At 70.1% G+C, this 24,647-nt stretch carries 25 protein-coding genes and 1 pseudogene; 16 read left to right on the top strand and 10 right to left on the bottom strand.

The genetic code is table 11. The features are described from left to right. Positions 1 to 19: 19 nt before the first annotated feature. The 5 genes and pseudogenes from OG381_RS31120 to OG381_RS31100 form a co-directional block, all read left to right on the top strand. Positions 20 to 1,744 (top strand): annotated as a pseudogene (locus tag OG381_RS31120) (glycoside hydrolase family 3 protein); the annotation flags it as partial. Positions 1,745 to 1,885: 141 nt separating this feature from the next. Next, positions 1,886 to 2,563 (top strand): spermidine synthase, encoded by a 678-nt coding sequence (locus OG381_RS31115; RefSeq protein ID WP_327722599.1) that lies wholly within the window; start codon positions 1,886 to 1,888, stop codon positions 2,561 to 2,563. A 134-nt stretch (positions 2,564 to 2,697) separates the two neighbouring features. Beyond that, positions 2,698 to 3,438, top strand: coding sequence for a response regulator transcription factor (locus OG381_RS31110; protein ID WP_046261291.1), 741 nt, complete (start codon positions 2,698 to 2,700; stop codon positions 3,436 to 3,438). After that, positions 3,435 to 4,541, top strand: a complete 1,107-nt coding sequence (locus tag OG381_RS31105; RefSeq protein ID WP_327719354.1) for a HAMP domain-containing sensor histidine kinase — start codon at positions 3,435 to 3,437, stop codon at positions 4,539 to 4,541. Before OG381_RS31110 ends, OG381_RS31105 begins: the two co-directional genes overlap by 4 nt. A gap of 281 nt (positions 4,542 to 4,822) precedes the next feature. Continuing rightward, positions 4,823 to 8,617 carry a multifunctional oxoglutarate decarboxylase/oxoglutarate dehydrogenase thiamine pyrophosphate-binding subunit/dihydrolipoyllysine-residue succinyltransferase subunit gene (locus tag OG381_RS31100; protein WP_327719353.1) on the top strand — a complete coding sequence of 1,265 codons (3,795 nt, stop codon included), beginning with the start codon at positions 4,823 to 4,825 and terminating at the stop codon, positions 8,615 to 8,617. A 294-nt stretch (positions 8,618 to 8,911) separates the two neighbouring features. Here the strand turns inward: OG381_RS31100 and OG381_RS31095 are convergent, their stop codons facing one another. Further along, positions 8,912 to 9,094, bottom strand: a complete 183-nt coding sequence (locus tag OG381_RS31095) for a DUF6104 family protein (RefSeq protein ID WP_046261288.1) — start codon at positions 9,092 to 9,094, stop codon at positions 8,912 to 8,914. Between the two features lie 62 nt (positions 9,095 to 9,156). Beyond that, complete coding sequence (locus OG381_RS31090) at positions 9,157 to 9,993, bottom strand: hypothetical protein (protein WP_327719352.1); 837 nt, start codon at positions 9,991 to 9,993, stop codon at positions 9,157 to 9,159. Positions 9,994 to 10,143: 150 nt separating this feature from the next. Here OG381_RS31090 and OG381_RS31085 point away from each other — a divergent pair, with 150 nt between their 5' ends. Together OG381_RS31085 and OG381_RS31080 are read left to right on the top strand one after the other, a co-directional pair. Continuing rightward, positions 10,144 to 11,151 carry a DUF4097 family beta strand repeat-containing protein gene (locus OG381_RS31085; protein ID WP_327719351.1) on the top strand — a complete coding sequence of 336 codons (1,008 nt, stop codon included), beginning with the start codon at positions 10,144 to 10,146 and terminating at the stop codon, positions 11,149 to 11,151. Between the two features lies 1 nt (position 11,152). After that, a complete protein-coding gene (locus OG381_RS31080; protein WP_327719350.1) occupies positions 11,153 to 12,208 on the top strand; it encodes a PadR family transcriptional regulator in 1,056 nt (351 codons plus the stop codon). Between the two features lie 68 nt (positions 12,209 to 12,276). Here the strand turns inward: OG381_RS31080 and OG381_RS31075 are convergent, their stop codons facing one another. The 4 genes from OG381_RS31075 to OG381_RS31060 all read right to left on the bottom strand — a co-directional run bounded on the left by OG381_RS31075 (position 12,277) and on the right by OG381_RS31060 (position 15,687). After that, positions 12,277 to 12,843: a Clp protease N-terminal domain-containing protein gene (locus tag OG381_RS31075; RefSeq protein WP_327719349.1), complete on the bottom strand. Its 567-nt coding sequence runs from the start codon at positions 12,841 to 12,843 to the stop codon at positions 12,277 to 12,279. Further along, positions 12,843 to 13,052: a helix-turn-helix domain-containing protein gene (locus tag OG381_RS31070; RefSeq protein WP_007384656.1), complete on the bottom strand. Its 210-nt coding sequence runs from the start codon at positions 13,050 to 13,052 to the stop codon at positions 12,843 to 12,845. The genes OG381_RS31075 and OG381_RS31070 overlap by 1 nt, the downstream gene beginning before the upstream one ends. 109 nt (positions 13,053 to 13,161) lie before the next feature. Then, positions 13,162 to 14,127, bottom strand: coding sequence for a zinc-binding dehydrogenase (locus tag OG381_RS31065; RefSeq protein WP_327719348.1), 966 nt, complete (start codon positions 14,125 to 14,127; stop codon positions 13,162 to 13,164). Between the two features lie 339 nt (positions 14,128 to 14,466). Next, positions 14,467 to 15,687, bottom strand: coding sequence for an NAD(P)-dependent malic enzyme (locus OG381_RS31060; protein WP_307025972.1), 1,221 nt, complete (start codon positions 15,685 to 15,687; stop codon positions 14,467 to 14,469). A 614-nt stretch (positions 15,688 to 16,301) separates the two neighbouring features. On the opposite strand from OG381_RS31060, the gene OG381_RS31055 reads away from it, so the two are divergent. The 3 genes from OG381_RS31055 to OG381_RS31045 are packed head-to-tail and all read left to right on the top strand — an operon-like array spanning position 16,302 to position 19,006. Beyond that, on the top strand, positions 16,302 to 17,264 hold the full coding sequence (locus tag OG381_RS31055; RefSeq protein WP_327719347.1) for an ABC transporter substrate-binding protein: 963 nt from the start codon (positions 16,302 to 16,304) through the stop codon (positions 17,262 to 17,264). Positions 17,265 to 17,294: 30 nt separating this feature from the next. Continuing rightward, on the top strand, positions 17,295 to 18,248 hold the full coding sequence (locus OG381_RS31050; RefSeq protein WP_327719346.1) for an amino acid ABC transporter permease: 954 nt from the start codon (positions 17,295 to 17,297) through the stop codon (positions 18,246 to 18,248). Then, entirely contained in the window at positions 18,245 to 19,006 is a 762-nt protein-coding gene (locus OG381_RS31045; protein WP_327719345.1) for an amino acid ABC transporter ATP-binding protein, read from the top strand. Before OG381_RS31050 ends, OG381_RS31045 begins: the two co-directional genes overlap by 4 nt. Before the next feature lie 63 nt (positions 19,007 to 19,069). On the opposite strand, the gene OG381_RS31040 is transcribed toward OG381_RS31045, so the two are convergent. After that, positions 19,070 to 19,828, bottom strand: coding sequence for a class I SAM-dependent methyltransferase (locus OG381_RS31040; RefSeq protein WP_327719344.1), 759 nt, complete (start codon positions 19,826 to 19,828; stop codon positions 19,070 to 19,072). Between the two features lie 102 nt (positions 19,829 to 19,930). Here OG381_RS31040 and OG381_RS31035 point away from each other — a divergent pair, with 102 nt between their 5' ends. Further along, on the top strand, positions 19,931 to 20,560 hold the full coding sequence (locus OG381_RS31035; RefSeq protein WP_327719343.1) for a CGNR zinc finger domain-containing protein: 630 nt from the start codon (positions 19,931 to 19,933) through the stop codon (positions 20,558 to 20,560). On the opposite strand, the gene sodX is transcribed toward OG381_RS31035, so the two are convergent. Then, a complete protein-coding gene (sodX, locus tag OG381_RS31030; protein WP_327719342.1) occupies positions 20,464 to 20,898 on the bottom strand; it encodes a nickel-type superoxide dismutase maturation protease in 435 nt (144 codons plus the stop codon). The genes OG381_RS31035 and sodX overlap by 97 nt on opposite strands. Positions 20,899 to 21,043: 145 nt before the next feature. Here sodX and sodN point away from each other — a divergent pair, with 145 nt between their 5' ends. The 5 genes from sodN (at position 21,044) to OG381_RS31005 (ending at position 24,083) form a co-directional block, all read left to right on the top strand. Further along, on the top strand, positions 21,044 to 21,439 hold the full coding sequence (gene sodN / locus OG381_RS31025) for a superoxide dismutase, Ni (protein ID WP_020123534.1): 396 nt from the start codon (positions 21,044 to 21,046) through the stop codon (positions 21,437 to 21,439). 139 nt (positions 21,440 to 21,578) lie between these two features. Beyond that, complete coding sequence (locus OG381_RS31020) at positions 21,579 to 22,415, top strand: MBL fold metallo-hydrolase (RefSeq protein ID WP_327719341.1); 837 nt, start codon at positions 21,579 to 21,581, stop codon at positions 22,413 to 22,415. Positions 22,416 to 22,497: 82 nt separating this feature from the next. Next, positions 22,498 to 22,890, top strand: a complete 393-nt coding sequence (locus OG381_RS31015) for a helix-turn-helix transcriptional regulator (protein WP_046260418.1) — start codon at positions 22,498 to 22,500, stop codon at positions 22,888 to 22,890. Positions 22,891 to 22,916: 26 nt separating this feature from the next. After that, complete coding sequence (locus OG381_RS31010; RefSeq protein ID WP_327719340.1) at positions 22,917 to 23,327, top strand: VOC family protein; 411 nt, start codon at positions 22,917 to 22,919, stop codon at positions 23,325 to 23,327. 15 nt (positions 23,328 to 23,342) lie between these two features. Further along, positions 23,343 to 24,083: a VOC family protein gene (locus OG381_RS31005; RefSeq protein ID WP_327719339.1), complete on the top strand. Its 741-nt coding sequence runs from the start codon at positions 23,343 to 23,345 to the stop codon at positions 24,081 to 24,083. On the opposite strand, the gene OG381_RS31000 is transcribed toward OG381_RS31005, so the two are convergent. Further along, a complete protein-coding gene (locus OG381_RS31000) occupies positions 24,080 to 24,319 on the bottom strand; it encodes a hypothetical protein (RefSeq protein ID WP_327719338.1) in 240 nt (79 codons plus the stop codon). The two genes, OG381_RS31005 and OG381_RS31000, sit on opposite strands and share 4 nt — an antisense overlap. After that, on the bottom strand, positions 24,316 to 24,642 hold the full coding sequence (locus OG381_RS30995; RefSeq protein ID WP_327719337.1) for a DUF952 domain-containing protein: 327 nt from the start codon (positions 24,640 to 24,642) through the stop codon (positions 24,316 to 24,318). The genes OG381_RS31000 and OG381_RS30995 overlap by 4 nt, the downstream gene beginning before the upstream one ends. Between the last annotated feature and the right edge of the window lie 5 nt (positions 24,643 to 24,647).

Raw genomic sequence — 24,647 nt, 5'->3', positions numbered from 1 at the left:
CGTCTTAGGGAATTCCGGGATGACGACCCCCACGTACCGCGATCCGAACCGCCCCGTCGACGAGCGCGTGGCGGACCTCCTCTCCCGCATGACACTGGAGGACAAGGCCGGCCAGCTCTTCCACACCATGCTCGCCATGGGCCCGGACGGCACCCTCGCCGAGGACGGCTCGTTCCTGACGTGCGGCACCACCGAACTCGTGACGGAGCGCCGGTTGAGCCACTTCAACCTGATCGGCCAGGGCACCGCCCGTGAGATGGCCACCTGGGTCAACCGGGTCCAGGAACTGGCCGCGAGCACCCGGCTCGGCATTCCGCTCACCCTCTCCACCGACCCGCGGCACGCGTTCACCGACAACCCGGGCGCCTCCTTCCTGGCCGGCGACTTCTCGGCCTGGCCGGAACCGCTGGGCCTGGCCGCGATCGGGGACGCCGAGCTGGTGGAGAGGTTCGCGGACACCGTGCGCCGCGAGTATCTGGCGGTCGGCTTCCGGGTCGCCCTGCACCCGCAGATCGACCTGGCGACCGAGCCGCGCTGGTCCCGCCAGTCGGGCACGTTCGGCTCCAGCGCGGAGGTGACGAGCGAGCTGGTCCGGGCGTACGTCCGCGGCCTGCAGGGCCCGCGGCTCGGCCCGGAGTCGGTCGCCGCGATGGTCAAGCACTTCCCGGGCGGCGGCCCGCAGAAGGACGGCGAGGACCCGCACTTCGCGCACGGCAAGGACCAGGTGTACCCGGGCGGGATGCGCGACCACCACCTGGAACCCTTCAAGGCCGCGATCGAGGCCGGGTGTTCGCAGATGATGCCGTACTACGGCCGGCCCGTCGGCACCGACTGGGAGGAGGTCGGCTTCGGCTTCAACAAGGACGTCCTGACCGGCCTCCTGCGCGAACGCCTCGGCTTCCGGGGCATCGTCTGCACCGACTGGGGCCTCCTCAACGACGCCGAGATCCTCGGCGAACCCGCCGAGGCCCGCGCCTGGGGCGTGGAGCACCTGTCGGTTCCCGAACGCGCCGCGAAGGCCCTGGACGCGGGCACCGACCAGTTCGGCGGCGAGCAGTGCCCCGAGGTGATCGTGGAACTGGTCCGCTCCGGCCGGATCTCCGAGGACCGTGTCGACGACTCCGTACGACGGCTGCTGCGCGAGAAGTTCGTCCTCGGGCTCTTCGAGAATCCGTACGTCGATGTCGACCGGGCCGAGGAGACCGTGGGCGCGAGCGAGTTCACCGCCCTCGGCGCCGCCGCCCAGCGCCGCGCGCTGACCGTCCTGACCAACCACTCCCTGCTGCCCCTCGCCGAGCGCCCCGACCTCTATGTCCGGGGCGTGAGCGAGAAGACGGCGGCGGCGTACGGCAATGTCGTGGCGGACCCGGCCGAGGCGGACGTGGCGGTGCTGCGGCTGCGGACGCCCTTCGAGCCGCGCACCGGCGCCTTCGAGTCCTTCTTCCACGCGGGTTCGCTCGCCTTCCCCGAGGACCAGCTGAAGGAGATCCTGCGGCTCCTGGACACCGTGCCGACGCTGGTGTGCGTCAACCTCGAACGGCCCGCCGTGCTCCCGGAGATCGCCGAGCGCGCGGCCGCCCTGGTCGCCGACTTCGGCGCCTGCGACGCCGCGTTGCTCGACGTGGCCTTCGGACGGGCACGGGCGGAGGGCCGGCTGCCCTTCGAACTGCCGCGCTCCATGGCGGCGGTGGCGGCCGCACGGTCCGACGTTCCCGACGACACCGAGGACCCGGTGTTCCCGTACGGCCACGGACTGGCCCTGCAGAGCACCCCTGACCGGCGGGGACCTGAATCCATCCCCGCCCGCCCGGGGCCCGTCCCGTGGGGGGAGCCGGGCCCCGGGCAATTCCCTGTGCACCCGCCACCGGACTGCCAGAATGGGCGGATGCCCATCTCGTACGACATCCCCGAAGTCCTGGACCGTCGTGAGGGCCCGCACGGTGAGGTCGTGCTGCGCCGCCACGGTGAGTTGCTGCAGATCATCGCCAACGGGTGCTTCCTGATGGACACCTCCGACGGGCGCTCGGAGCGGCTGCTGATGGACGTGGCGCTCGACGCGCTGGACGGGCGGCCCGAGCCGCGTGTGCTGATCGGCGGGCTCGGCGTCGGGTTCTCGCTCGCCCACGCGGCCGCAAATCCCCGCTGGGGCCGCATCACCGTCGTGGAGCGCGAGACGGCCGTGATCGACTGGCACCGCCACGGCCCGCTGTCCGCGCTCTCGGCGCCGGCGCTCGCCGATCCACGGACCGAGATTCTGGAAACGGATCTTGTCGCTTATGTGAATGAGACATCGAACACGTACGACGCGCTGTGCCTGGACATCGACAACGGACCCGACTGGACCGTCACGGAGGGCAACGAAGGGCTCTACTCGGCGAGCGGACTGGCCAGCTGCGCAAGGGTGTTGAGACCCGGCGGGGTGCTCGCCGTGTGGTCGGCGCAGCCTTCGCCGGAATTCGAGGGATCCCTACGGAATGCCGGGTTCCGGGGGGTGCGTACCGAAGAGGTGCCGGTTGCCCGGGGCGTTCCGGACGTCGTGCATCTCGGGGTCCGACCTGGATAGCCGAGGCGTGGTGACTCCCCGTACTCTGCTTCCCTGGCGCAGATCATTCAAGCGTCAATCGCAAGCATGCGCAGGCATAAGCCAGTAAGCGGGATCACCCCACTGATTCCGGAAAGCAACCCTTGGGGCGGGCGATGGAGCAGACACACACCTCCCACAACGGCACGGCCACCGCCACTCCCGGCGCACAGCGCCGGGTGCTCGTGGTCGAGGACGACCCGACGATCGTGGAGGCCATCGCGACCCGCCTGCGTGCCGAGGGATTCCTCGTGCAGACCGCGGGCGACGGTCCGGCGGCGGTCGACACGGCCGAGGCCTGGCAGCCCGATCTGCTGATCCTCGACATCATGCTGCCCGGCTTCGACGGTCTGGAGGTCTGCCGTCGCGTGCAGGCCGCCCGGCCGGTGCCGGTGCTGATGCTCACCGCGCGCGACGACGAGACCGACATGCTGGTCGGACTCGGGGTCGGCGCCGACGACTACATGACCAAGCCCTTCTCCATGCGTGAGCTGGCCGCCCGCGTGCATGTGCTGCTGCGCCGGGTGGAGCGGGCCGCGCTGGCCGCCGCGACGCCCAGAAGCGGCATCCTGCGCCTGGGCGAGCTGGAGATCGACCACGCGCAGCGCCGGGTGCGGGTGCGGAGTGAGGATGTTCACCTCACGCCGACCGAGTTCGACCTTCTGGTGTGCCTGGCGAACACCCCGCGCGCGGTTCTCTCCCGCGAGCAGCTGCTCGCCGAGGTGTGGGACTGGGCGGACGCCTCCGGCACCCGCACGGTCGACAGCCACATCAAGGCGCTGCGCCGGAAGATCGGTGCCGAGCGGATCCGCACGGTGCACGGCGTGGGCTACGCCCTGGAGACGCCGACGCCATGAGCGGCGGTCCGTCCGGACGGAGAGGTCCCTGGGAGCCCTGGGGCGGCGTGCGCCCGTTCTCGATCAAGACCAAGCTGGGTGCGCTCGTCGTCACCTCGGTCCTGATCACCACGGGTCTGTCGATGATCGCGGTTCGCACCAAGACGGAGCTGCGCTTCATCACGGTGTTCTCGATGATCGCCACACTGCTCATTACGCAGTTCGTGGCGCATTCGCTCACGGCTCCGCTGGACGAGATGAACGCGGTGGCCCGGTCCATCTCGCACGGCGACTACACGCGCCGGGTGCGGGAGAACCGCCGGGACGAGCTGGGCGACCTCGCCGAGACCATCAACCGGATGGCCGACGACCTGGAGGCCCAGGAGCAGCAGCGCAAGGAGCTCGTGGCGAATGTCTCCCATGAGCTGCGCACCCCCATCGCGGGATTGCGGGCGGTGCTGGAGAACATCGTGGACGGGGTCTCGCCCGCGGACCCCGAGACGATGCGGACGGCACTGAAACAGACGGAGCGGCTCGGCCGACTGGTCGAGACGCTGCTGGACCTCTCCCGCCTCGACAACGGCGTCGTACCGCTGAAGACGCGTCGTTTCGAGGTGTGGCCGTATCTGTCGGGCGTGCTGAAGGAGGCCAACATGGTCGCTTCGGCGCGTGCGGGCATCGCCTCCGGATCGGGCAGTCACACGCGTACGGACGTGCATCTGCACCTGGACGTGTCCCCGCCCGAGCTGACCGCCAACGCGGACCCGGAGCGGATCCACCAGGTCGTGGCCAACCTGATCGACAACGCGGTCAAGCACAGCCCGCCGCACGGGCGCGTGACGGTGAAGGCCCGGCGCGGGGCGCTGTCGGACTCCCTGGAGCTGGAGGTTCTCGACGAGGGCCCCGGTATCCCGCGCTCGGAGTGGCATCGCGTCTTCGAGCGGTTCAACCGGGGGGCCGTGAACCGGCCGCACGGTCCCGGCAGCGACGGCGGCACCGGGCTCGGTCTGGCGATCGCCCGCTGGGCGGTGGATCTGCACGGCGGCCGGATCGGAGTGGCTGAATCCGAGCGGGGTTGCCGGATCCTTGTCACCCTTCCGGGACTTCCATCTCTGCCAAGTTGACGTAAAGTTCGAACCGGAGCCACAAGATCCATGTGCGTCCGCGCTGACGGACACGTGTGATCGGCCACAGGCCCGCGCCATCGGCGTCCGGGGTCCGGCTGCGCCCTTCCCTTCTGAAGCGGAACCACGCTTGTTTCCCGCCATTTCTGGCCCCGAAACACGCTTTCCGATGTGACTTACACGACGATGACCTTGCCCGGCCTGAACTTCCCGGCCATGGGGGCGTAGCCTTTATTCCCGCTGTCCATCACCTTGTGAAGCGGAAGAGGGCGGTTGCCGCCGTGTCGTCACAGTCCCCCAGTAACTCGAGCATCTCGACCGACACCGACCAAGCGGGGAAGAACCCTGCTGCTGCGTTCGGTCCCAATGAGTGGCTCGTCGACGAGATCTATCAGCAGTACCTCCAGGATCCGAACTCGGTCGACCGAGCCTGGTGGGACTTCTTCGCCGACTACAAGCCGGGCGCCGCTGCCGCCCCGACGGCGGCCGCTCCGGCCCCCGCCGCCGCGCCGGCCCAGGCCGCGCCTGCCGCCCCGGCCGCTCCACCGGCTCCCGCGGTGCCCGCTCCGGCTCCCGCCGCGCCCGCGGCCGCCCAGCCCGCGGCCGCCGCTCCGGCGCCCGTGAAGGCCGCCGCCCCGGCTCCGGCCGCGGCGCAGCCCGCCGCGGCCAAGCCGAAGGCCGAGCCCGCCGCCGCGTCCGCGGGCGGCCCGGAGCTGGTCACGCTGCGTGGCCCCGCCGCCGCCGTCGCGAAGAACATGAACGCCTCGATCGAGGTGCCCACGGCCACGTCCGTGCGCGCGGTCCCGGTGAAGCTGCTCTTCGACAACCGCATCGTCATCAACAACCACCTGAAGCGCGCCCGGGGCGGGAAGATCTCCTTCACGCACCTGATCGGGTACGCGATGGTGCAGGCCATCAAGGCCATGCCGTCGATGAACTACTCCTTCACGGAGAAGGACGGCAAGCCGACCCTGGTCAAGCCGGAGCACATCAACTTCGGCCTCGCCATCGACCTGGTGAAGCCCAACGGCGACCGCCAGCTGGTCGTCGCGGGCATCAAGAAGGCCGAGACGCTGAACTTCTTCGAGTTCTGGCAGGCCTACGAGGACATCGTCCGCCGCGCCCGCGACGGCAAGCTGACGATGGACGACTTCTCGGGTGTCACGGTCTCCCTGACCAACCCCGGCGGCCTCGGCACCGTGCACTCCGTGCCGCGTCTGATGCCCGGACAGTCCGTGATCATGGGCGTCGGCTCCATGGACTACCCGGCGGAGTTCCAGGGCACCTCCCAGGACACCCTGAACAAGCTCGGCATCTCGAAGGTCATGACGCTCACGTCGACCTACGACCACCGGGTCATCCAGGGCGCCGCCTCCGGCGAGTTCCTGCGGATCGTCGCGAACCTCCTCCTCGGCGAGGGCGGCTTCTACGACGACATCTTCGAGGCCCTGCGCATCCCCTACGAGCCGGTCCGCTGGCTCAAGGACATCGACGCCAGCCACGACGACGACGTCACCAAGGCCGCCCGCGTCTTCGAGCTGATCCACTCCTACCGGGTCCGCGGCCACGTCATGGCCGACACCGACCCGCTGGAGTACCGCCAGCGCAAGCACCCCGACCTGGACATCACCGAGCACGGCCTCACCCTGTGGGACCTGGAGCGCGAGTTCGCGGTCGGCGGTTTCGCGGGCAAGTCCCTGATGAAGCTGCGCGACATCCTGGGCGTGCTGCGCGACTCGTACTGCCGCACCACCGGTGTCGAGTTCATGCACATCCAGGACCCCAAGCAGCGCAAGTGGATCCAGGACCGCATCGAGCGCGCGCACTCCAAGCCGGAGCGTGAGGAGCAGCTGCGCATCCTGCGCCGGCTGAACGCGGCGGAGGCTTTCGAGACCTTCCTGCAGACGAAGTACGTCGGCCAGAAGCGCTTCTCGCTCGAGGGCGGCGAGTCCGTCATCCCGCTGCTGGACGCGGTCATCGACAGCGCGGCCGAGTCGCGCCTGGACGAGGTCGTCATCGGCATGGCCCACCGCGGCCGGCTGAACGTCCTCGCGAACATCGTCGGCAAGTCGTACGCCCAGATCTTCCGCGAGTTCGAGGGCAACCTCGACCCGAAGTCGATGCACGGCTCCGGCGACGTGAAGTACCACCTGGGCGCCCAGGGCACCTTCACCGGCCTGGACGGCGAGCAGATCACCGTCTCGCTGGCCGCGAACCCGTCCCACCTGGAGACGGTCGACCCGGTCATCGAGGGCATCGCCCGCGCCAAGCAGGACATCATCAACAAGGGCGGCACGGACTTCACCGTCCTGCCGGTCGCCCTGCACGGTGACGCGGCCTTCGCGGGCCAGGGCGTGGTGGCCGAGACCCTGAACATGTCGCAGCTGCGCGGCTACCGCACCGGCGGCACGGTCCACATCGTCATCAACAACCAGGTCGGCTTCACGGCGGCTCCCGAGTCGTCGCGTTCCTCGATGTACGCCACGGACGTGGCCCGCATGATCGAGGCGCCGATCTTCCACGTGAACGGCGACGACCCCGAGGCCGTCGTCCGCGTGGCCCGGCTGGCCTTCGAGTTCCGTCAGGCGTTCAACAAGGACGTCGTGATCGACCTCATCTGCTACCGCCGCCGCGGTCACAACGAGTCGGACAACCCGGCCTTCACCCAGCCGCTGATGTACGACCTGATCGACAAGAAGCGCTCGGTGCGCAAGCTCTACACCGAGTCCCTCATCGGTCGCGGCGACATCACCCTGGAAGAGGCCGAGCAGGCCCTTCAGGACTACCAGGGCCAGCTGGAGAAGGTCTTCACCGAGGTCCGCGAGGCCATCACGGCCCAGCCGGCCGCGGGACCGATCTCGGACCCGCAGGCGGACTTCCCGGTCGCCGTGAACACCGCGATCACCTCGGAGACCGTGAAGCGGATCGCCGAGTCCCAGGTCAACATCCCCGACAGCTTCCACGTCCACCCGCGTCTGCTGCCGCAGCTGCAGCGCCGGGCGACGATGGTCGAGGACGGCACGATCGACTGGGGCATGGGCGAGACGCTGGCCGTCGGCTCCCTCCTGCTGGAGGGCACCCCGGTCCGGCTCTCCGGCCAGGACTCCCAGCGCGGCACCTTCGGCCAGCGCCACGCGGTCCTCATCGACCGTGAGACGGGCGAGGAGCACACCCCGCTCCAGTACCTCGCCGAGGACCAGGCGCGCTACAACGTCTACAACTCCCTGCTGTCCGAGTACGCGGTCATGGGCTTCGAGTACGGCTACTCGCTGGCCCGCCCCGACGCGCTCGTGATGTGGGAGGCGCAGTTCGGCGACTTCGTCAACGGCGCCCAGACGGTGGTCGACGAGTACATCTCGGCGGCGGAGCAGAAGTGGGGCCAGACCTCCGGCGTCACCCTCCTCCTCCCGCACGGCTACGAGGGCCAGGGCCCGGACCACTCCTCGGCCCGTGTCGAGCGCTTCCTCCAGCTCTGCGCCCAGAACAACATGACGGTCGCGATGCCGACCCTGCCGTCGAACTACTTCCACCTCCTGCGGTGGCAGGTGCACAACCCGCACCACAAGCCGCTGGTGGTCTTCACCCCGAAGTCGATGCTGCGCCTCAAGGCCGCCGCGTCGAAGACGGAGGAGTTCACGTCGGGTCAGTTCCGCCCGGTCATCGGCGACTCGACGGTGCCGGACCCGGCCGCGGTGCGCAAGGTCGTCTTCGTGACGGGCAAGCTGTACTACGACCTGGATGCCGAGCGCACCAAGCGGGGCAACACGGACACGGCGATCATCCGTATCGAGCGCCTGTACCCGCTGCCCGGCGCCGAGGTCCAGGCGGAGATCGCCAAGTACCCGAACGCCGAGAAGTACCTGTGGGCCCAGGAGGAGCCGGCGAACCAGGGCGCATGGCCCTTCATCGCCCTCAACCTGATCGACCACCTCGACCTCGCGGTCGGCGCGGACGTCCCGCACGGCGAGCGCCTGCGACGCATCTCGCGCCCGCACGGCTCGTCCCCGGCGGTCGGCTCGGCCAAGCGCCACCAGGCCGAGCAGGAACAGCTGGTGCGTGAGGTGTTCGAGGCGTAGGTCTCGGAACAGCTGATCAATTGATCGCAGAAGGGCCCGACCCCGTCCAGGGGCCGGGCCCTTCCCGCTACCCCAACTCGACGGGAAGTACGCGATCCAGGTCGTGCCCGCCCGCGGCGGAGAACTGGGGGAGATACCCGGGCGCCGCCCAGGGAGGCGCGCTGCCGCCACTGGATGACCACGCGGTCGCGGTGCTGAACGCGCGGATCAGTCTGTCGGCGGCACCCTCTGGCCGCGGTGACCGATCCGGACGGGCGGCCGCGGTATCTGCCGCCCGTCGGCCGGGCGGACCGACTACTCGTCGTCCTCGTCGTCGTCCAGTCGGGCCAGCCACGTGGCCAGGCGCTCCACCGGCACCTCGAAGTCCGGGTTGAGATCGACGAACGTCCGCAGCTGCTCGGCGAGCCACTCGAAGGTGACCTCCTCCTGGCCGCGCCGCTTCTCCAGTTCTTCGATGCCACGGTCGGTGAAGTACAACTCTCGCTCCTGATACGGACGGGCACTGCCCTCGGACGTACTCCCTCAGGGTATGCCGTACGTCAGTCGCGCGGCCGCCCCAGGTCGTACGCCAGTCCCAGCGTCCCGTGCGCCAGCAGCAGGGCGCCTGCCGTGATCCAGCCGCCGCTGCGGCGCCGCAGTCCGAGGGCCGTGAGCGGGACGCCCGCGGCCACCTGGGCCAGGGCGAGAACACGCGCCCTGGGGGTGCCTGCCCAGGGAAGCCAGGGGCCCAGGCGGCTGCTCTCGACGACGTCGAGCTCCGCGCGGACCGCGTCCCGCCAGCCCGCCCACTCGACCGGGCGGGCGTCCGGCTGGACGCGGGCGACCTCGCGGAGGCGGTCGGCGGGTTCGCCGGGGGTGAGGCCGGTGGGCAGGGTCAGGCCCGCGCGGGTGAGGACGGCGAGGAGGCCGAGGAGGCGGGCGCGGGCGTCGGCGGCCGGGTCGGGTTGCACGAGGGCGTTCAGGGACTGCACGTCCAGGACCGGGTCCAGGCCCAGCCGGGTGGCGAAGGTGCGCATGGCCTCGTCCTCGCCGGCCGGGGTGCCGCTCGCGAGCCAGACGTAGCCGACGGGGCGGCGGAAGCCGGCGGCGAGGGTGTAGCCGCTGCGGTCGGCGTCCCACCACAGGGCGAGGACGGGCCAGGGGGCGCCGACGGCCAGTGCCGTGGCCCAGCCGGTGAGGACGCGGTCGACCGGCTCGCCGCCCTGCTGCCAGGGCGTGCCCTCGGGGACGAGGACGCTCCACCGCGCGCCCGCGCTCGTGAGCAGCATTCGCTCGCGCAGCAGCCGGGCGGCCGGGGCGACGGCTTCGGGTTCCGCGCGGCAGAGCAGCAGGGCACCCGGGGCGCGGCCGGTACGAGGGGCTTCCGTCGGGGACATGCTCACACGCTAGGCGGATTCATATGGTTTGGGCATTTTTGGGCGTCGGACATCCCCAGAACGGGTGTCTTGACTTTCCGTTTCCGCGATATATCGTGAATAGCGGAAGACGCGATATGGCGTGTGCGGTGTCACGGGGAGGTCTGCACCATGTCCGAGTGGTCCGTATCGGAGCCGAGGAAGCTCACGTTCGACGAGCCGGTGACCCAGCTCCATGTGCGCATCGTCAACGGAACGGTGAACGTCGTGGGCACGGACGAAGGTTCCGCCCGACTGGAGGTCTCCGAGCTGGAGGGGCCGCCCCTGATGGTGACCCAGGAGGGCGGCACCCTCACGGTGGCCTACGAGGACCTGCCCTGGAAGGGCTTCCTCAAGTGGCTGGACCGCAAGGGCTGGCGGCGCAGCGCCGTCGTCTCGCTGGCCGTGCCGGCCGACACCCGGGTCGAGGTGGGCGTGGTGGGCGCCGCCGCCGTGGTCTCGGGGATCGACGGACGCGCGGAGGTCAAGGGGGTCACCGGCGACACCACGCTCGTGGGGCTCACCGGCCCCGTCCGCGCCGACACCGTCTCGGGCAACCTGGAGGCCCAGGCCCTCCGCGGAGACCTCCGCTTCAACTCCGTCTCCGGCGACCTGACCGTGGTCGAGGCGGGCTCCTCGGTCAAGGCGGACTCGGTGAGCGGTTCGATGATCGTCGACCTCGATCCGACCAGCCGCCCGACCGACATCAACCTCACGAGCGTCTCCGGCGAGATCGCCATCCGCCTCCCCCACCCCGCGGACGCGGAGGTGGAGGCGAACACGGCGAGCGGAAAGGTCTCCAACGCCTTCGAGGACCTGCGGGTCGGCGGCCAGTGGGGCGCCAAACGGATCACCGGCCGGCTCGGCGCGGGCAACGGCAGCCTGAAGGCGACCACCGTCTCGGGCTCGATCGCCCTGCTGCGCCGCCCACCGACCGAGGACGTGCCGTGGGACGCGGACCCGGCGGACATGAGCCCCGCGCCCGAGAAGGCAGGATCGGGCCCCGGCCCAGTGGCCGATCCGCAGAGCGACTCGGGGGACAATTCCGTTTCCGGCCCGGGTGAGGGCGCTGACGCCGTGGACGCGGCCGACGCCGACGACACCCCGGCCGACGGCACGACCGACAAGAAGGTGCTCTGACATGCCTCCCGTCTTCGCCCACGGCCGCCTCCGCCTCTACCTGCTGAAGCTGCTCGACGAGGCCCCCCGTCACGGCTACGAGGTGATCCGGCTGCTGGAGGAGCGGTTCCAGGGGCTGTACGCACCCTCGGCCGGCACCGTCTACCCCCGTCTCGCCAAGTTGCAGGCCGAGGGCCTGGTCACCCACACCACCGAGGGCGGCCGCAAGGTGTACGCGATCACGGACGCGGGCCGCGCCGAACTGGCCGACCGCAGCGGTGAGCTGGCCGATCTGGAGCTGGAGATCCGGGAGTCGGTCGCCGAGCTCGCCGCCGAGATCCGGGCCGATGTGCGCGGCGCGGCGGGCGACCTGCGGCGCGAGATGCGGGCGGCCGCCTCGCAGGCCCGCGCCAGCGGCGACCAGGACAGCCCCCCGGGGGAGTTCGGGGACCACACCGACAGCGAGTCCTGGCGCGCGGCCAAGGAGGAGATGCGCCGCGTCAAGCAGGAGTGGAAGGAGCAGGCCCGGCGCGCCAAGGACGAGAGCCGGCGGGCCCGTGAGGAGGCCCAGCGGGCCCGGCGTCAGGCCAAGGAGGCGCAGGAGCGGGCGCGGGTCCAGGCCCAGGAGGAGGTGCAGCGCATCGCACGGCGGGTCCAGGAGCAGGTGCAGGACCACTTCGCGCGGGGCGACTGGCCGACGGGGGTACGCGAGGGGCTGACCGAACTGGCCAAGGAGTTCGGCGAGTTCGGGCGGGACTACGGCAGGGGACTCGGCAAGGACTTCGGGTTCGGGCACGGGAACGCGGAGAAGGACGGCGCGAAGTCGGCGGCGGGCGCGCCCGAGTACTCACAGACCCCCGAGGACTTCCCCGCCGACTACGAACCGGCCTGGGCCCATGAGGACGGCACCGGGGACCCGGCCCGCGACCTGGACCGCCTCCTCGACCGCTTCCGGGACGACATCCGCGACGCGGCCCGGGACCACGGCGTCACCTCGGACCAGCTCCGCGACGCCCGTCGGCACCTGTCGACGGCGGCGGCACACATCGGGGCGCTGCTGCGGACACCGAAGGCCTGAGTCCCCCAGGCCCACCTCCGGACCCGGCGCCGCCGCACCGCCCCGGGTCCGCCTCCTCCCCCTCCCCCTCAGCCCGCCTTCGCCTCCCCGTCGCCGTAGAGCACGCGGACCAGCGACTCGTACGTCACCCCGTGGTCGGCGAGCACCTCGCCCGGGGCGCCGGGGCGGATCGTGAGGGCGAGGAGCAGGTGTTCGTCGCCGATATGGCGGTCGTGGCGGGCGACGGCGGTGCGCAGGGAGCGTTCCAGGGTGTCCTTGGCGCCCCGGCTGAAGGGGCGGCGCCCGGACAGGCCGCTCCTGCCCTTGCGGTCGCCGGACATCGCTCCGACGCCGTGCACCTCCTCGACGCGGACGACGATCCGCGCGACGTCGATGCCGAGTCCGGCGAGGGCGTCGGTCTCGGCCTGGGAGAGGCCGGCGCGGCGCCGGGCCTCGGCCAGGGACTGCCGGACCGACTCCTTGCCTTCCTCCGCGACGCCCAGCGAGGCCAGCGCGAAGGAGGCACGGCTCGCCTCCCGGTCGAGCAGCGCGAGCAGGAGGTGCTCGGCGTCGACGGTGTCCGCGCCCGTCCGTTCGGCCTGTGTCACCGCCGACTGCACCACGGCGCGGGCGTCCTTCGTGAACCGCTCGAACATCAATGCCTCCCGTACTTCTTGTGCACGGCCTGCCTGCTCACACCGAGTTCGGCGGCGATCTCCTGCCACGACCAGCCCTGGTTGCGCGCGCTGCGCACCTGCACGGACTCCAGCTGTTCGAGCAGCCGGCGCAGGGCGGCGACGGCCCGCAGGCCGACCCGTGGATCGCGGTCGCCGGCACGCTCGGCGAGATCCGTCGCTTCGGTCATGACGTCAACTTACGTTGACGCGAGTGGCATGTCAACCAGAGTTGACACCTCGAGCGCAAAAGAGGCGGGCCCGGAACCCCGGACCCGCCTCACGTCACCTCACGTCACCTCAGGAATGCGTGAGCACGATCTTCCCGAACTGCTCGCCCGAAGCCAGCCGTTCGAAGCCCTCGCGGGCCCGGTCCAGCGGAAGCTCCTCGTCGATCACCGGGCGCACCCCGGTGGCCGCGCAGAAGGACAGCAGGTCCTCCAGCTCGTCCTTGGTGCCCATGGTCGAGCCCACGACCTTGAGCTCCAGGAAGAAGATCCGGGTGAGTTCGGCGTGCGAGGGCCGGTCGCCGCTGGTCGCACCGGAGATGACCAGCGTGCCGCCCGGCCGCAGGGACTTCACCGAGTGGGACCAGGTGGCGGCACCGACGGTCTCGATGACGGCGTCCACCCGCTGCGGCAGCCGCGCCCCCGACTCCAGCGCCTCCACGGCGCCCAGCTCGATCGCCCGCTTGCGCTTGGCCTCGTCCCGGCTGGTGGCGAAGACCCGCAGACCTGCGGCCTTGCCGAGCACGATCGCGGCCGTGGCGACCCCGCCGCCGGCCCCCTGGACGAGGACCGAGTCGCCGGGACGTACGCCCGCGTTGGTGAAGAGCATCCGGTACGCCGTCAGCCACGCCGTGGGCAGACAGGCGGCCTCGGCGAAGGACAGCTCCTTGGGCTTGGGCAGCACGTTCCAGGTCGGCACGGCGACCTGCTCGGCGAACGTGCCCTGGTAGTGCTCGGTGAGGATGGAGCGGGGCTCCCTGGGGCCGACGCCGTGTCCGGTCTGGCCGATCACGGAGTGCAGGACGACCTCGTTGCCGTCCTCGTCGACACCGGCGGCGTCACAGCCGAGGATCATCGGCAACTTGTCCTCGGACAGGCCGACGCCCTTGAGGGACCAGAGGTCGTGATGGTTGAGGGAGGCGGCCCTGACGTCGATCACGCTCCAGCCGGGTCGGGCCTCGGGAGCCGGACGCTCCCCCAACTCGAGTCCGGAGAGCGGCTGGTCACGGTCGATGCGGGCGGCATAGGCGGCGAACATGACCTTGACGATAGGGTCCACCGGCGACACGGGGAACCGGAAAGCCGTGTGACACACACCCTCTTGCGCGACGGATCCAGCGTCTCCGGCGTTCAAGGACGAGGGCTCGCCGGTCCTGCTGTTTCAGCCCGTCCGGCGTTTGAGGACGAGGCCCTTCGGGCCGATGGGGGTCCAGGGGGCAGAGCCCCCTGTGGGCGGGGTCGAAGGGGCGGCACGCCCCTGGAGGATGGGACGGGTAGGGGCGGCGGGGGCGAAAAACCACCCAACCAGCCCCCCGCCCAGGTAAAAAAAAGCGACCCCGCCCGGCGAACCGGACGGGGCCACCCACAGCCACCTGCCTCAGCGGCGGGCAACACCCTCCGCACGCGCCGCGGCCGCGACAGCCGCGGTAACGGCCGGAGCCACCCGCTCGTCGAACGGCGACGGAATCACGTAGTCCGCAGCGAGGTCGTCACCGACCACCGCCGCCAACGCCTCCGCCGCCGCGATCTTCATACCCTCGGTGATACGGGAGGCCCGCACCTGGAGCGCCCCGGCGAAGATGCCCGGGAACGCGAGGACGTTGTTGATCTGGTTCGGGAAGTCGGAGCGGCCCGTGGCCACGACCGCCGCGTACTTGTGCGCGACGTCCGGGTGCACCTCGGGGTTCGGGTTGGCCATGGCGAAGACGAAGGCACCCTCTGCCATAGACGCCACCGCCTCCTCCGCCACCGTGCCGCCGGAGACGCCGATGAAGACGTCGGCGCCTGCCAGAGCGGCCTCCAGGGACCCGGTGAGGCCGGCCTTGTTGGTGAAGCCCGCGAGCTCCCGCTTGACCGGGGTGAGGTCGTCCCGGTCGGCCGACACCACGCCCTTGCGGTCGGCGACGGCGACGTCCCCGATCCCGGCGTCGACGAGGATCTTCGCGATGGCGACACCGGCCGCGCCGGCGCCCGAGATGACCGCACGGAGCTCACCGACCCCGCGCCCGGTCAGCCGCGCGGCGTTCCGCAGGGCGGCAAGGGTCACGACGGCCGTGCCGTGCTGGTCGTCGTGGAAGATCGGGATGTCGAGGGCGTCCTGGAGGCGCTTCTCGATCTCGAAGCACCGGGGCGCCGAGATGTCCTCCAGGTTCACGCCGCCGAAGGACGGCGCGAGCCGGACCACGGTCTCGACGATCTCGTCGACGTCCGTGCAGGCCAGCGCGATCGGCACCGCGTCGACGCCGCCGAACTGCTTGAAGAGGATGGCCTTGCCTTCCATCACCGGAAGGGAGGCCTCGGGCCCGATGTCACCGAGTCCGAGCACGGCGGTGCCGTCCGTGACGACGGCGACGACGGAGGACTTCCACGTGTAGTCGTGGACGAGGTCGGGCTGCTCGGCGATGGCGCTGCACACCTTCGCCACGCCGGGCGTGTACGCGAGGGACAGGTCGTCCTTGTCGCGGATCGGCACGGTGGCCTGCACAGCCATCTTGCCGCCGCGATGCAGCGCGAACGCGGGGTCGAAGGAATCGAGGGGCTCCGCCCCGTCCTGGCCCGTATCGCTGTCGCTGCGAGGATTGACGATCTCCGCTGCCACTTGTTCTACCCCTTAGATATTCATGGTTTGAGGGTGGCCACTCCTGGTTGAGAAGTGGGCGGGCACCGCGTACGACCCTGTCGGTGATGCGTATGGGTCGTGCGCGACGGGCGCGCCGCACACGCGCCCTGAGCCCCGGATGAGGGGTGTAAAGAACCTTCTTACCGGACGGACGGCACCCGCGACGAGTCCATAAGTGCAAGGTCACATGACGGACCTTGTGGGCCCCGGACCGGTGACATGAATCATGGTCAAGTATGCGGACTCATCCTCGATCGCCTCTTGACAAGGGCTGGATCCGCGGGCCCGGACGTCAAGGCCACGCTCGCATCCTGAGATGCGCCGAAGATCCTCCGGCCGGAAGGATGGATTCCCGCAGAAGGTGCGGCCGTGATGTCCGACCTGATGCGGTTCGGGGGTCACCCGTTATCCGATTTTGACATGGCTGGCCCCCTGAATGGTCCAGTCCGAATGGCAAGATGCCGTAATCACACGAGGTCGCGACACTCGAAGGCGTGTGCTCTCGTCGACCTGAGAAAACAAGGCGTCCGTCGGCACCGTCGACAGATGCCCGCCCCATCGGCAACTCCACCCATCCGCCGGAGGAACCCAAAATGACCGCAAGCTCCCGTCGTACGACCGCCGCGCGCTCCAGGACTGCCGCGGTAGGTGCGATCGCGGTCGCAGGCGCCCTGCTTCTCACCGGTTGCGGTGACCAGACCGAGGGCGGCAACGACAGCGGCTCCAAGGAGACGGCGTCCTCCAGCAGCGCCCCGCTGTTCGACAAGCTGCCCGCCAATATCCAGAAGGCCGGTGTCATCAAGGTCGGCACCAACGCCGAGTACGCCCCCATGGAGTACCAGGACGGCGGCAAGATCGTCGGCGTCGACCCCGACATCGCCGCGGCGCTGGGCAAGCAGCTGGGCGTGGAGTTCAAGTTCACCTCCGGCTCCTTCGACGGCCTGATCACCTCGCTGAACTCGGGCCGTTACGACGTCGCCATGTCCTCCATCACGGACACCAAGGCGCGTCAGGAGGGCCTGGACGACAAGGGCAAGAAGCTCGGCCCGGGTGTCGACTTCGTGGACTACTTCACGGCCGGTACCGCCGTGTACGTCCAGAAGGGCAACCCGAAGAAGATCAACTCGATCGCCGACCTCTGCGGCCAGACGGCCGCCGTGCAGCGCGGCACGACGTACGAGCAGGCCCTGCAGAAGCAGTCGAAGGCCTGCACGGGCGACGGCAAGAAGAAGATCACGATCGAGTCGTTCGAGAACGACACCGAGGCCCAGACCCGTGTGAAGTCGGGCGGCGCGGTCGCCGGCGTCAACGACTACCCGGTCGCCATCGACATGGCCCGCAAGGCCGACGGCGGCAACGCGTTCGAGGTCGTCGGCGAGCAGGTCGACGCCGGCCCGTTCGGTATCGCCGTGAACAAGGACAACAAGGAGCTCTCCGCCGCCCTGGAGGAGGCCGTCAACGCGATCATCGCGGACGGCACCTACAAGACGATCCTGGAGAAGTGGGGCGCCGAGAGCGGCGCCATCGACAAGGCCGCCGTCAACGGCGGCAAGTGACCGACCCAGCAGCACTGAAGGGCAGTCACTGTGACTGACAAGTTCGACAAGGAGCCGGCGGACGCGACGCCGCCGGTCTCCAAGGAAGCCTCCGTTCCACCGGAGGCGATCAAGGCCATCCCGGTCCGCCACTACGGCCGCTACGTCAGCGGCCTCGTGGTCCTGGCCCTGGTGGGCCTGCTGGTCAACGCGTTCGCCACCGCTGAGAAGATCCAGTGGAGCGCCGTCGGCGACAAGATGTTCGACTCCACGGTCCTCGCCGGTGCCGGCCGCACCCTGCTGATCAGCATCCTGGCGATGATCCTGGGCGTGGTCCTCGGCATCGTGCTCGCTGTCATGCGGCTCTCGAAGAACCCGGTGACGAGCTGGGTGGCCTGGGTCTACATCTGGTTCTTCCGCGGGACGCCGGTCTACGTCCAGCTCCTGCTGTGGTTCAACCTGGCGCTGATCTTCCCGATGCTGAATCTCGGTCCGATCTACAAGGACGAGATGACGGACGTCATGACGCCGTTCATGTGCGCCCTCCTCGGCCTCGGCCTCAATGAGGCGGCGTACATGGCGGAGATCTGCCGCGCCGGCCTGATGGCCGTCGACGAGGGCCAGACCGAGGCCTCGCACGCCCTCGGTATGAGCCACGCCAAGACGCTGCGCCGCATCGTGATCCCGCAGGCGATGCGGGTGATCGTGCCGCCGACCGGCAACGAGTTCATCAACATGCTGAAGACCTCGGCGCTGGTGTACGCGGTGACGTACAACGAGCTGCTGCGCGCCACGTCGTCCATCGGCTCCACCTCGTACGCCGTGATGGAAATGCTGTTCGTCGCCTCCATCTGGTACCTGGTCATGACGAGCGTCTTCAGCGTCTTCCAGTTCTACCTGGAGCGCCGTTACGCCCGCGGCACGTCCCGGAGCCTGCCGCCGACGCCGTGGCAGAAGATCAGGGTCAACCTGATGGCCTTCAGCCGTGAAAGGGGCGGAGCATGACCGTGATGGTGAAGTCCGAGGGCGTCCACAAGTCCTTCGGCCTGGTGCACGTCCTCAAGGGCATCGACCTGGAGGTCAAGCAGGGTGAGGTGTTCTGCCTCATCGGCCCCTCCGGCTCCGGCAAGTCGACCTTCCTGAGGTGCATCAACCACCTCGAGAAGATCAGCGCCGGACGGCTGTACGTCGACGGTGAGCTGGTCGGCTACCGCCAGAAGGGCGACAAGCTGTACGAGCTCAAGGACAGCGAGGTCGCGCTCCAGCGCCAGGACATCGGCATGGTGTTCCAGCGGTTCAACCTGTTCCCGCACATGACGGCCGCCGACAACATCATCGAGGCGCCGGTCCAGGTCAAGGGCGTGAGCAAGGCCCAGGCCAGGGAGCGGGCGCGGGAGCTGCTCGACCGGGTCGGACTGGCCGACAAGGCCGACACCTACCCCTCGCAGCTCTCCGGCGGCCAGCAGCAGCGCGTCGCCATCGCCCGGGCCCTCGCCATGGACCCGAAGCTGATGCTGTTCGACGAGCCGACCTCGGCCCTCGACCCGGAGCTGGTCGGCGACGTCCTCGACGTCATGCGCGACCTCGCCGAGTCCGGCATGACGATGGTCGTCGTCACCCACGAGATGGGCTTCGCCCGCGAGGTCGGCGACAGCCTGGTCTTCATGGACGACGGTGTGGTGGTCGAGTCCGGCAACCCCCGCGACGTCCTGACCAACCCGCAGCACGAACGGACGCAGGCGTTCCTGTCGAAGGTGCTGTAGCGGCGGTACGACGTGACGTGGAAGGGGCGGTACGGGATTCCCGTACCGCCCCTTCCACATGCGCTACTTCAACGCCAGCAGCAGCGTGTCCGACGGCGAGCACCACACCGGGCGAGCCTCCCCGAAGCCCTTCTCGCGCAGTACGCGCGCGTGCCACGCGGCGGAGGGCATGTCGCCGTCGGCGTGCTCGCCGTAGATCTCGAAGCGGCGGGCGGTGGGCTCCGCGAGGACGGGGTCGTTGGCGGCGACCTGCCACCATTCGGACCAGTCGAGGGCGCCGTCGTGCCTGGCCTGGTCCATCCGGGTGTGGCGCTGGGCGCGTTCGGCCGCGTTGATCCTGGGCGTGGTGTCGTCGATCATGTGGTCCGCGTTCATGAAGAGACCGCCGTCGCGGACCAGGCCCGCGACCTGACCGTAGAGGGCCGCGAGGGGTTCGCTGTGCAGCCAGTGCAGGGCCGTGGCGGTCAGGACGGCGTCGTACGACGTGCAGGGCAGCTTCGCCGTCCAGTCCGGGTCCTTGAGGTCGGCCGTCACGAAGGTGACCCGGTCGTCGGCCGCGAAGGTGCCCTCGGCGATGGCGAGGAGCGCCGGGTCGAGGTCGACACCCGTGCTGACGGCCTCCGGGAACCGGGCGAGCAGCCGGGCCGTGATACTTCCCGTGCCGCATGCGAGATCCAGTACCCGGGGGCGGGGTCCCACGAGGGCCTCGACCATGTCGAGCATGATCCGGAAGCGCTCCTCCCGGTCGGGCATGTACCACTCCTGCTGGCGGTCCCAGCTCTCCTGCCAGGCCTGCCAGTCGGTTCCGGTACTCGTCGTCATGGGAGCCCCCTCTTCGAACGTATGCGTAATACCCTGGAAGCACGATCAGCTGTTACCAACCGCCCGCACGACGACGATAGAACGCCTCCGTAAGGACTACAAGTGGAACTGGCCTATTACTCGGACTACGCCGTGCGCCTCGTCAACACCGAGGACCCGGCCCGGGGCAAGGACTCGCTCACCTCGGTCGAGGCCGTTCGCGACCTGTTCGGGGGCAACGCGTCGGCGGCCCGCCGCGCCACCGACGCGGACGTCACCCGCTTCCGCTCGGTCCGGGGCCGGCTGCGCTCGGTCTTCGAGGCGGCGGACGGCGGCGACGAGACGCTCGCCGTGGACCTGCTGAACTCGCTCCTCCTGGAGTTCCCGGTGAGCCCGCAGATCTCCGGGCACGATCACCGCGACGACGACGGCCGCCCCCTGTGGCACATGCACCTGGCGGACCACCCGTCCAACGCGACCGCCGGTTACGCGGCCATCGCGGCGATGGGCCTCGCCTTCCACCTCACCGAGTACGGCGTGGACCGCCTGGGCCTGTGCGAGGCGTCGCCCTGCCGCAACGCCTATCTGGACACGTCCACGAACCGCTCCCGGCGCTACTGCTCCGACCGCTGCGCCACCCGCGCCAACGTGGCCGCCTACCGCGCCCGCAAACGCCTGGAGGCCGACCGGTCGGAGAGGACGGGCCTGGCGCAGGACAGCACCCAGCGCGCGACGGCGAACGGCGAACGCTGATCCGGCCTGCGCGGCCGGTACCGCAGACGCACCTTGCCGAGGACCAGCTCGACGGGCACGACCCCGTAGTCCGTGCTGTCGCCGCCCGCGTACGCGTTGTCCCCGAGCACCCACCAGCCGCCCTCGCGGCGCTCCACGGCCCGCTTGACGACCAGCAGGTCCTGCTGGAACGGATGCCGCAGGACCACCACGTCACCCGGCCGGATCCGGGCCCCGTACTGCACCAGGAGCCGGTCCGCGTGGTGCAGCGTGGGCACCATCGACGGCCCGGTCACCTCGGCCGGCCCGAAGGGCAGGAGCGCACCCCTGTGTTCGGTCTCCTGCGACAGTTCCGGCATCCCCGGCACCTCCCCTGTCCGTTCATCCACCAGTCTGATACTGACCCCGGACTTTTGTCCTAAGCCCATGGGGGCACTCGCGAAATCGCCTCTCCCAGGGAGTAATGTCGCACCTGAGAAGACGATCACGAGGAAGGAATGCTCCATGCTTTCCCGCCTGTTTGCCCCCAAGGTCAAGGTCAGCGCACACTGCGACCTGCCCTGCGGTGTGTACGACCCGGCCCAGGCCCGCATCGAGGCGGAGTCGGTGAAGGCCGTGCAGGAGAAGATGGCCGCCAACGACGACCCGCACTTCCAGGCCCGTGCCACGGTCATCAAGGAGCAGCGCGCCGAGCTCGCGAAGCACCACGTTTCCGTGCTCTGGAGCGACTACTTCAAGCCCCCGCACTTCGAGAAGTACCCGGAGCTGCACCAGCTGGTCAACGACGCCCTGAAGGCCCTCTCGGCCGCCAAGGCGTCCACCGACCCGGCGACCGGCCAGAAGGCGCTGGACTACATCGCCCAGATCGACAAGATCTTCTGGGAGACCAAGAAGGCCTGACGTACAGTCAGCCGCCCGTGACCGGCGATCGGTGCACCATCGCGGGTCAGCGGGAACGGGAATCTGAAGGGGTCCGGCCGAAGTTCTGGCCGGACCCCTTCGGCGTGCGTCGGCAAGCAGCCAGAGCGAAGGAGTCGTGGTGTCCTCCCTCAAGCCCGTGTCCGGTACCGAACTCCCGATCTGCCACACCTGCGGAATGCAGTACGCCGCACCCCGCGCCGACTGCCCGGTCTGCCTGGACGAGCGGCAGTACGTCGGCTGGGAGGGCCAGCGCTGGACCAGCCTGGCCGAGTTGCGCGACAGCGGCCACCGCGGGCGGCTGCGCGAGGAGGGGCCCGGCGTCGTCGGCGTCGCCGCGGAGCCGTCCGTGGCCATCGGGCAGCGGGCGCTGCTGCTGCGCTCACCGGCCGGGAACGTGCTGTGGGACTGCCTCGGCTACCTCGACGACGAACTCGCCGCCGAGGTCGAGAAGCTGGGCGGCGTCAGCGCGATCGCCGTCAGCCATCCGCACTTCCACGGCGCGATGACCGAGTGGGGCCGGGTCTTCGACGCCCCCGTGTACGTCCACGCCGCGGACCGCGACTGGGTCGGCCGCCCCGATCCGCTGATCGAGTACTGGTCGGGCGACACCCACCCGATCGCCCCCGGCATGACGCTGATCAACGCGGGCACGCACTTCGCCGGCGGCACCGTGCTGCACTGGGCGGACGACCCGGAGGGGCGCGGTGCGCTGTTCAGCGGCGACATCTTCATGGTGGTGATGGACCGGCGGTGGGTCAGCTTCATGTACAGCATCCCCAACTTCATCCCGGAGCGGCCGCGGACCGTCCGGCGCGCGCTGCGGCTGGTCGAGCCGTTCGGCTTCGAGCGCATCTACGGGGCGTTCTGGGGACGGGTGGTCACCGCCGACGGGGCGGCCGCGGTGCGGCGTTCGGCGGAGCGGTATCTGCGTTTCGCGCTGGACGACGAAGGGTGACGGAGCACCCGAGCGCCTCCCGCACCGGGGGCGGACCCCGCCCCCTTTCCGTCAGCCTGTGCCCGCGTGCGATGCTGGCGAGGTGAACCGTGAGGATCTGGTCAGACTGCGCAAGGCACGCGACCGCATGGACCGCGAGTACACCGAGCCCCTCGACGTGACCGCCCTCGCGCGCACCGCCCTGATGTCCCCGGGCCACTTCCAGCGCAGCTTCAAGGAGGCGTACGGCGAGACGCCGTACGGCTATCTCATGACCCGTCGCGTCGAGCGCGCGAAGATGCTGCTGCGCCGCGGCGACCTCTCCGTCACCGATGTCTGCATGGCGGTCGGCTGTACGTCCCTCGGCTCCTTCAGCTCCCGCTTCACCGAACTGGTGGGCGAGACGCCGAGCTCCTACCGGGCCCGCTCGCACGAGGAGAGCGCGGAGATCCCGCCCTGCGTGGTGCGGGCGTACACGCGCCCCAGACGGACATGACGCCGTTCCGAGCTTAGGTTGGTCCCATGGACCTGAAGCTCCACACCTGTTTCATCGCCGTCGACGACCACGACAAGGCGATCGCCTTCTACTGCGACGTCCTGGGCCTGGAGGTCCGCAACGACGTCAAGTACGAGGGCATGCGGTGGACGACCGTAGGCTCGCCGCTGCAACCGGACGTGTCGATCGTCCTGGAGCCGCCCGCGGCCAACCCCGACCTCTCCCCGGCCGACCGGGAGTCGATGGAGCAGCTGCTGGCCAAGGGTGTGCTGCGCGGGGTCAACTTCACCACCGAGGACTGCGACGCCCTCTTCGCGCGCGTCCGGGAATCCGGCGCCGACGTGATCCAGGAACCGACGGACATGCCGTACGGGGTGCGCGACTGCGCGTTCCGGGACCCCGCCGGAAATATGCTGCGGTTCATGCAGTCCCCCTGATCTACGATCCCCGGCATGAGCATCCGCTGGACGTACGCCTTCGTCGACCGTCGCATCGAACTCCTCGACCGGGCCCATGAGTTCTGGACGGCGGTCACGGAGACTCAGCTGTCCGCGCCGCGTGGCTCGCGGGGCGAGTTCGTGACCCTCCTGCCCGACGGCGCCGACCCCTGCGTCAAGGTCCAGGGCGTCGACGAGGGCCACGGCGGTGCCCACCTCGACTTCTGCGTGGACGAGGACGGCCTGCCGGAGTTCGTGCGGTCGGCTCTGCGTCTGGGCGCGACCATGGCCGCCGAGCACGAGGGGTGGGCCGTACTCCGCTCTCCCGCCGGGCAGTTGTTCTGCGCGGTGCCCTGGCACGGGGAGTCGGTCCGCCCGCCCGTCGTCCACGGCAGCCGCCTCGACCAGGTCTGTCTCGACATCGCGCCTTCGCTCCACGACGGCGAAGTCACGTTCTGGAGCGCCCTGTTGCCCGACTGGGAGTCCCGCCCCGGCTCCCTGCCCGAGTTCCACGTCCTCGTGCCGCCGCCCGGTCTCCCGGTCCGCATCCTGCTCCAGCGGCTGGGCGAGGAGCGCGCCGGCTCCGCCCATCTCGACCTGGCCTGCGCGGACATCGAGGCGACCCGGGTCCGGCACGAGGCGCTGGGCGCGGCGACGGTCACGCACGGCAAGCACTGGACGGTGCTGCGGGACCCGGCGGGCGGGACGTACTGCCTGACGGGCCGGGATCCGGAGACGGGCGGACTGCCGGCCTAACCGGTGGCGAAGGCGCAGGCATACAGCACCGAGTCGCCGTCCGGTTCGGTGCTGGGGGCCGGGCACGCGGTCTCCCAGCCGTCGGGGAGCGCGGGCTCCGGACTGCTCTGCTCCCAGACGCGTGGCTCCGGTGGCTCCGCGGAGTCCTGGAGCCACCGGGTCAGACCGGCGCCGACGACCACCGCGACCGCCCACGCGATCACGGCCCGGCGCCATAACCGGGACCGTCGGGTCACCCCCACGGCTCCACGTCGACCACGGCGTCCACCGGGAGCGGCCCGTAGATGTGCGGGAACGCCTCGGCACCGGGCTCCGGGGCCTCGTACTTCAGGGGTACGCCGAGCCGGTCGGGGTCGATGACCAGGAGCACCAGGTCGTCGGGGCCGTCGTAGGAGCCGTAGAGGAAGGCGGCGACACCCGGGAGCTGCGCGCGCGTCGAGCAGTGGATGAAGCCCTCCTGCTGGAGGGTCTTGCCGCGGGTCGACATCTCGTACGTGCCGCGGGCGCGGGCGGCTTCCCACAGGGAGCGTTCGGTCAGGTGCACGATCGGCGTGGACATGCGCT

The organism is Streptomyces sp. NBC_00490 (assembly GCF_036013645.1).
GTDB lineage: Bacteria > Actinomycetota > Actinomycetes > Streptomycetales > Streptomycetaceae > Streptomyces > Streptomyces canus_F.
Note: the sequence above shows the minus strand (reverse complement) of the source record. Positions and strands in the feature narration are given on the sequence as shown.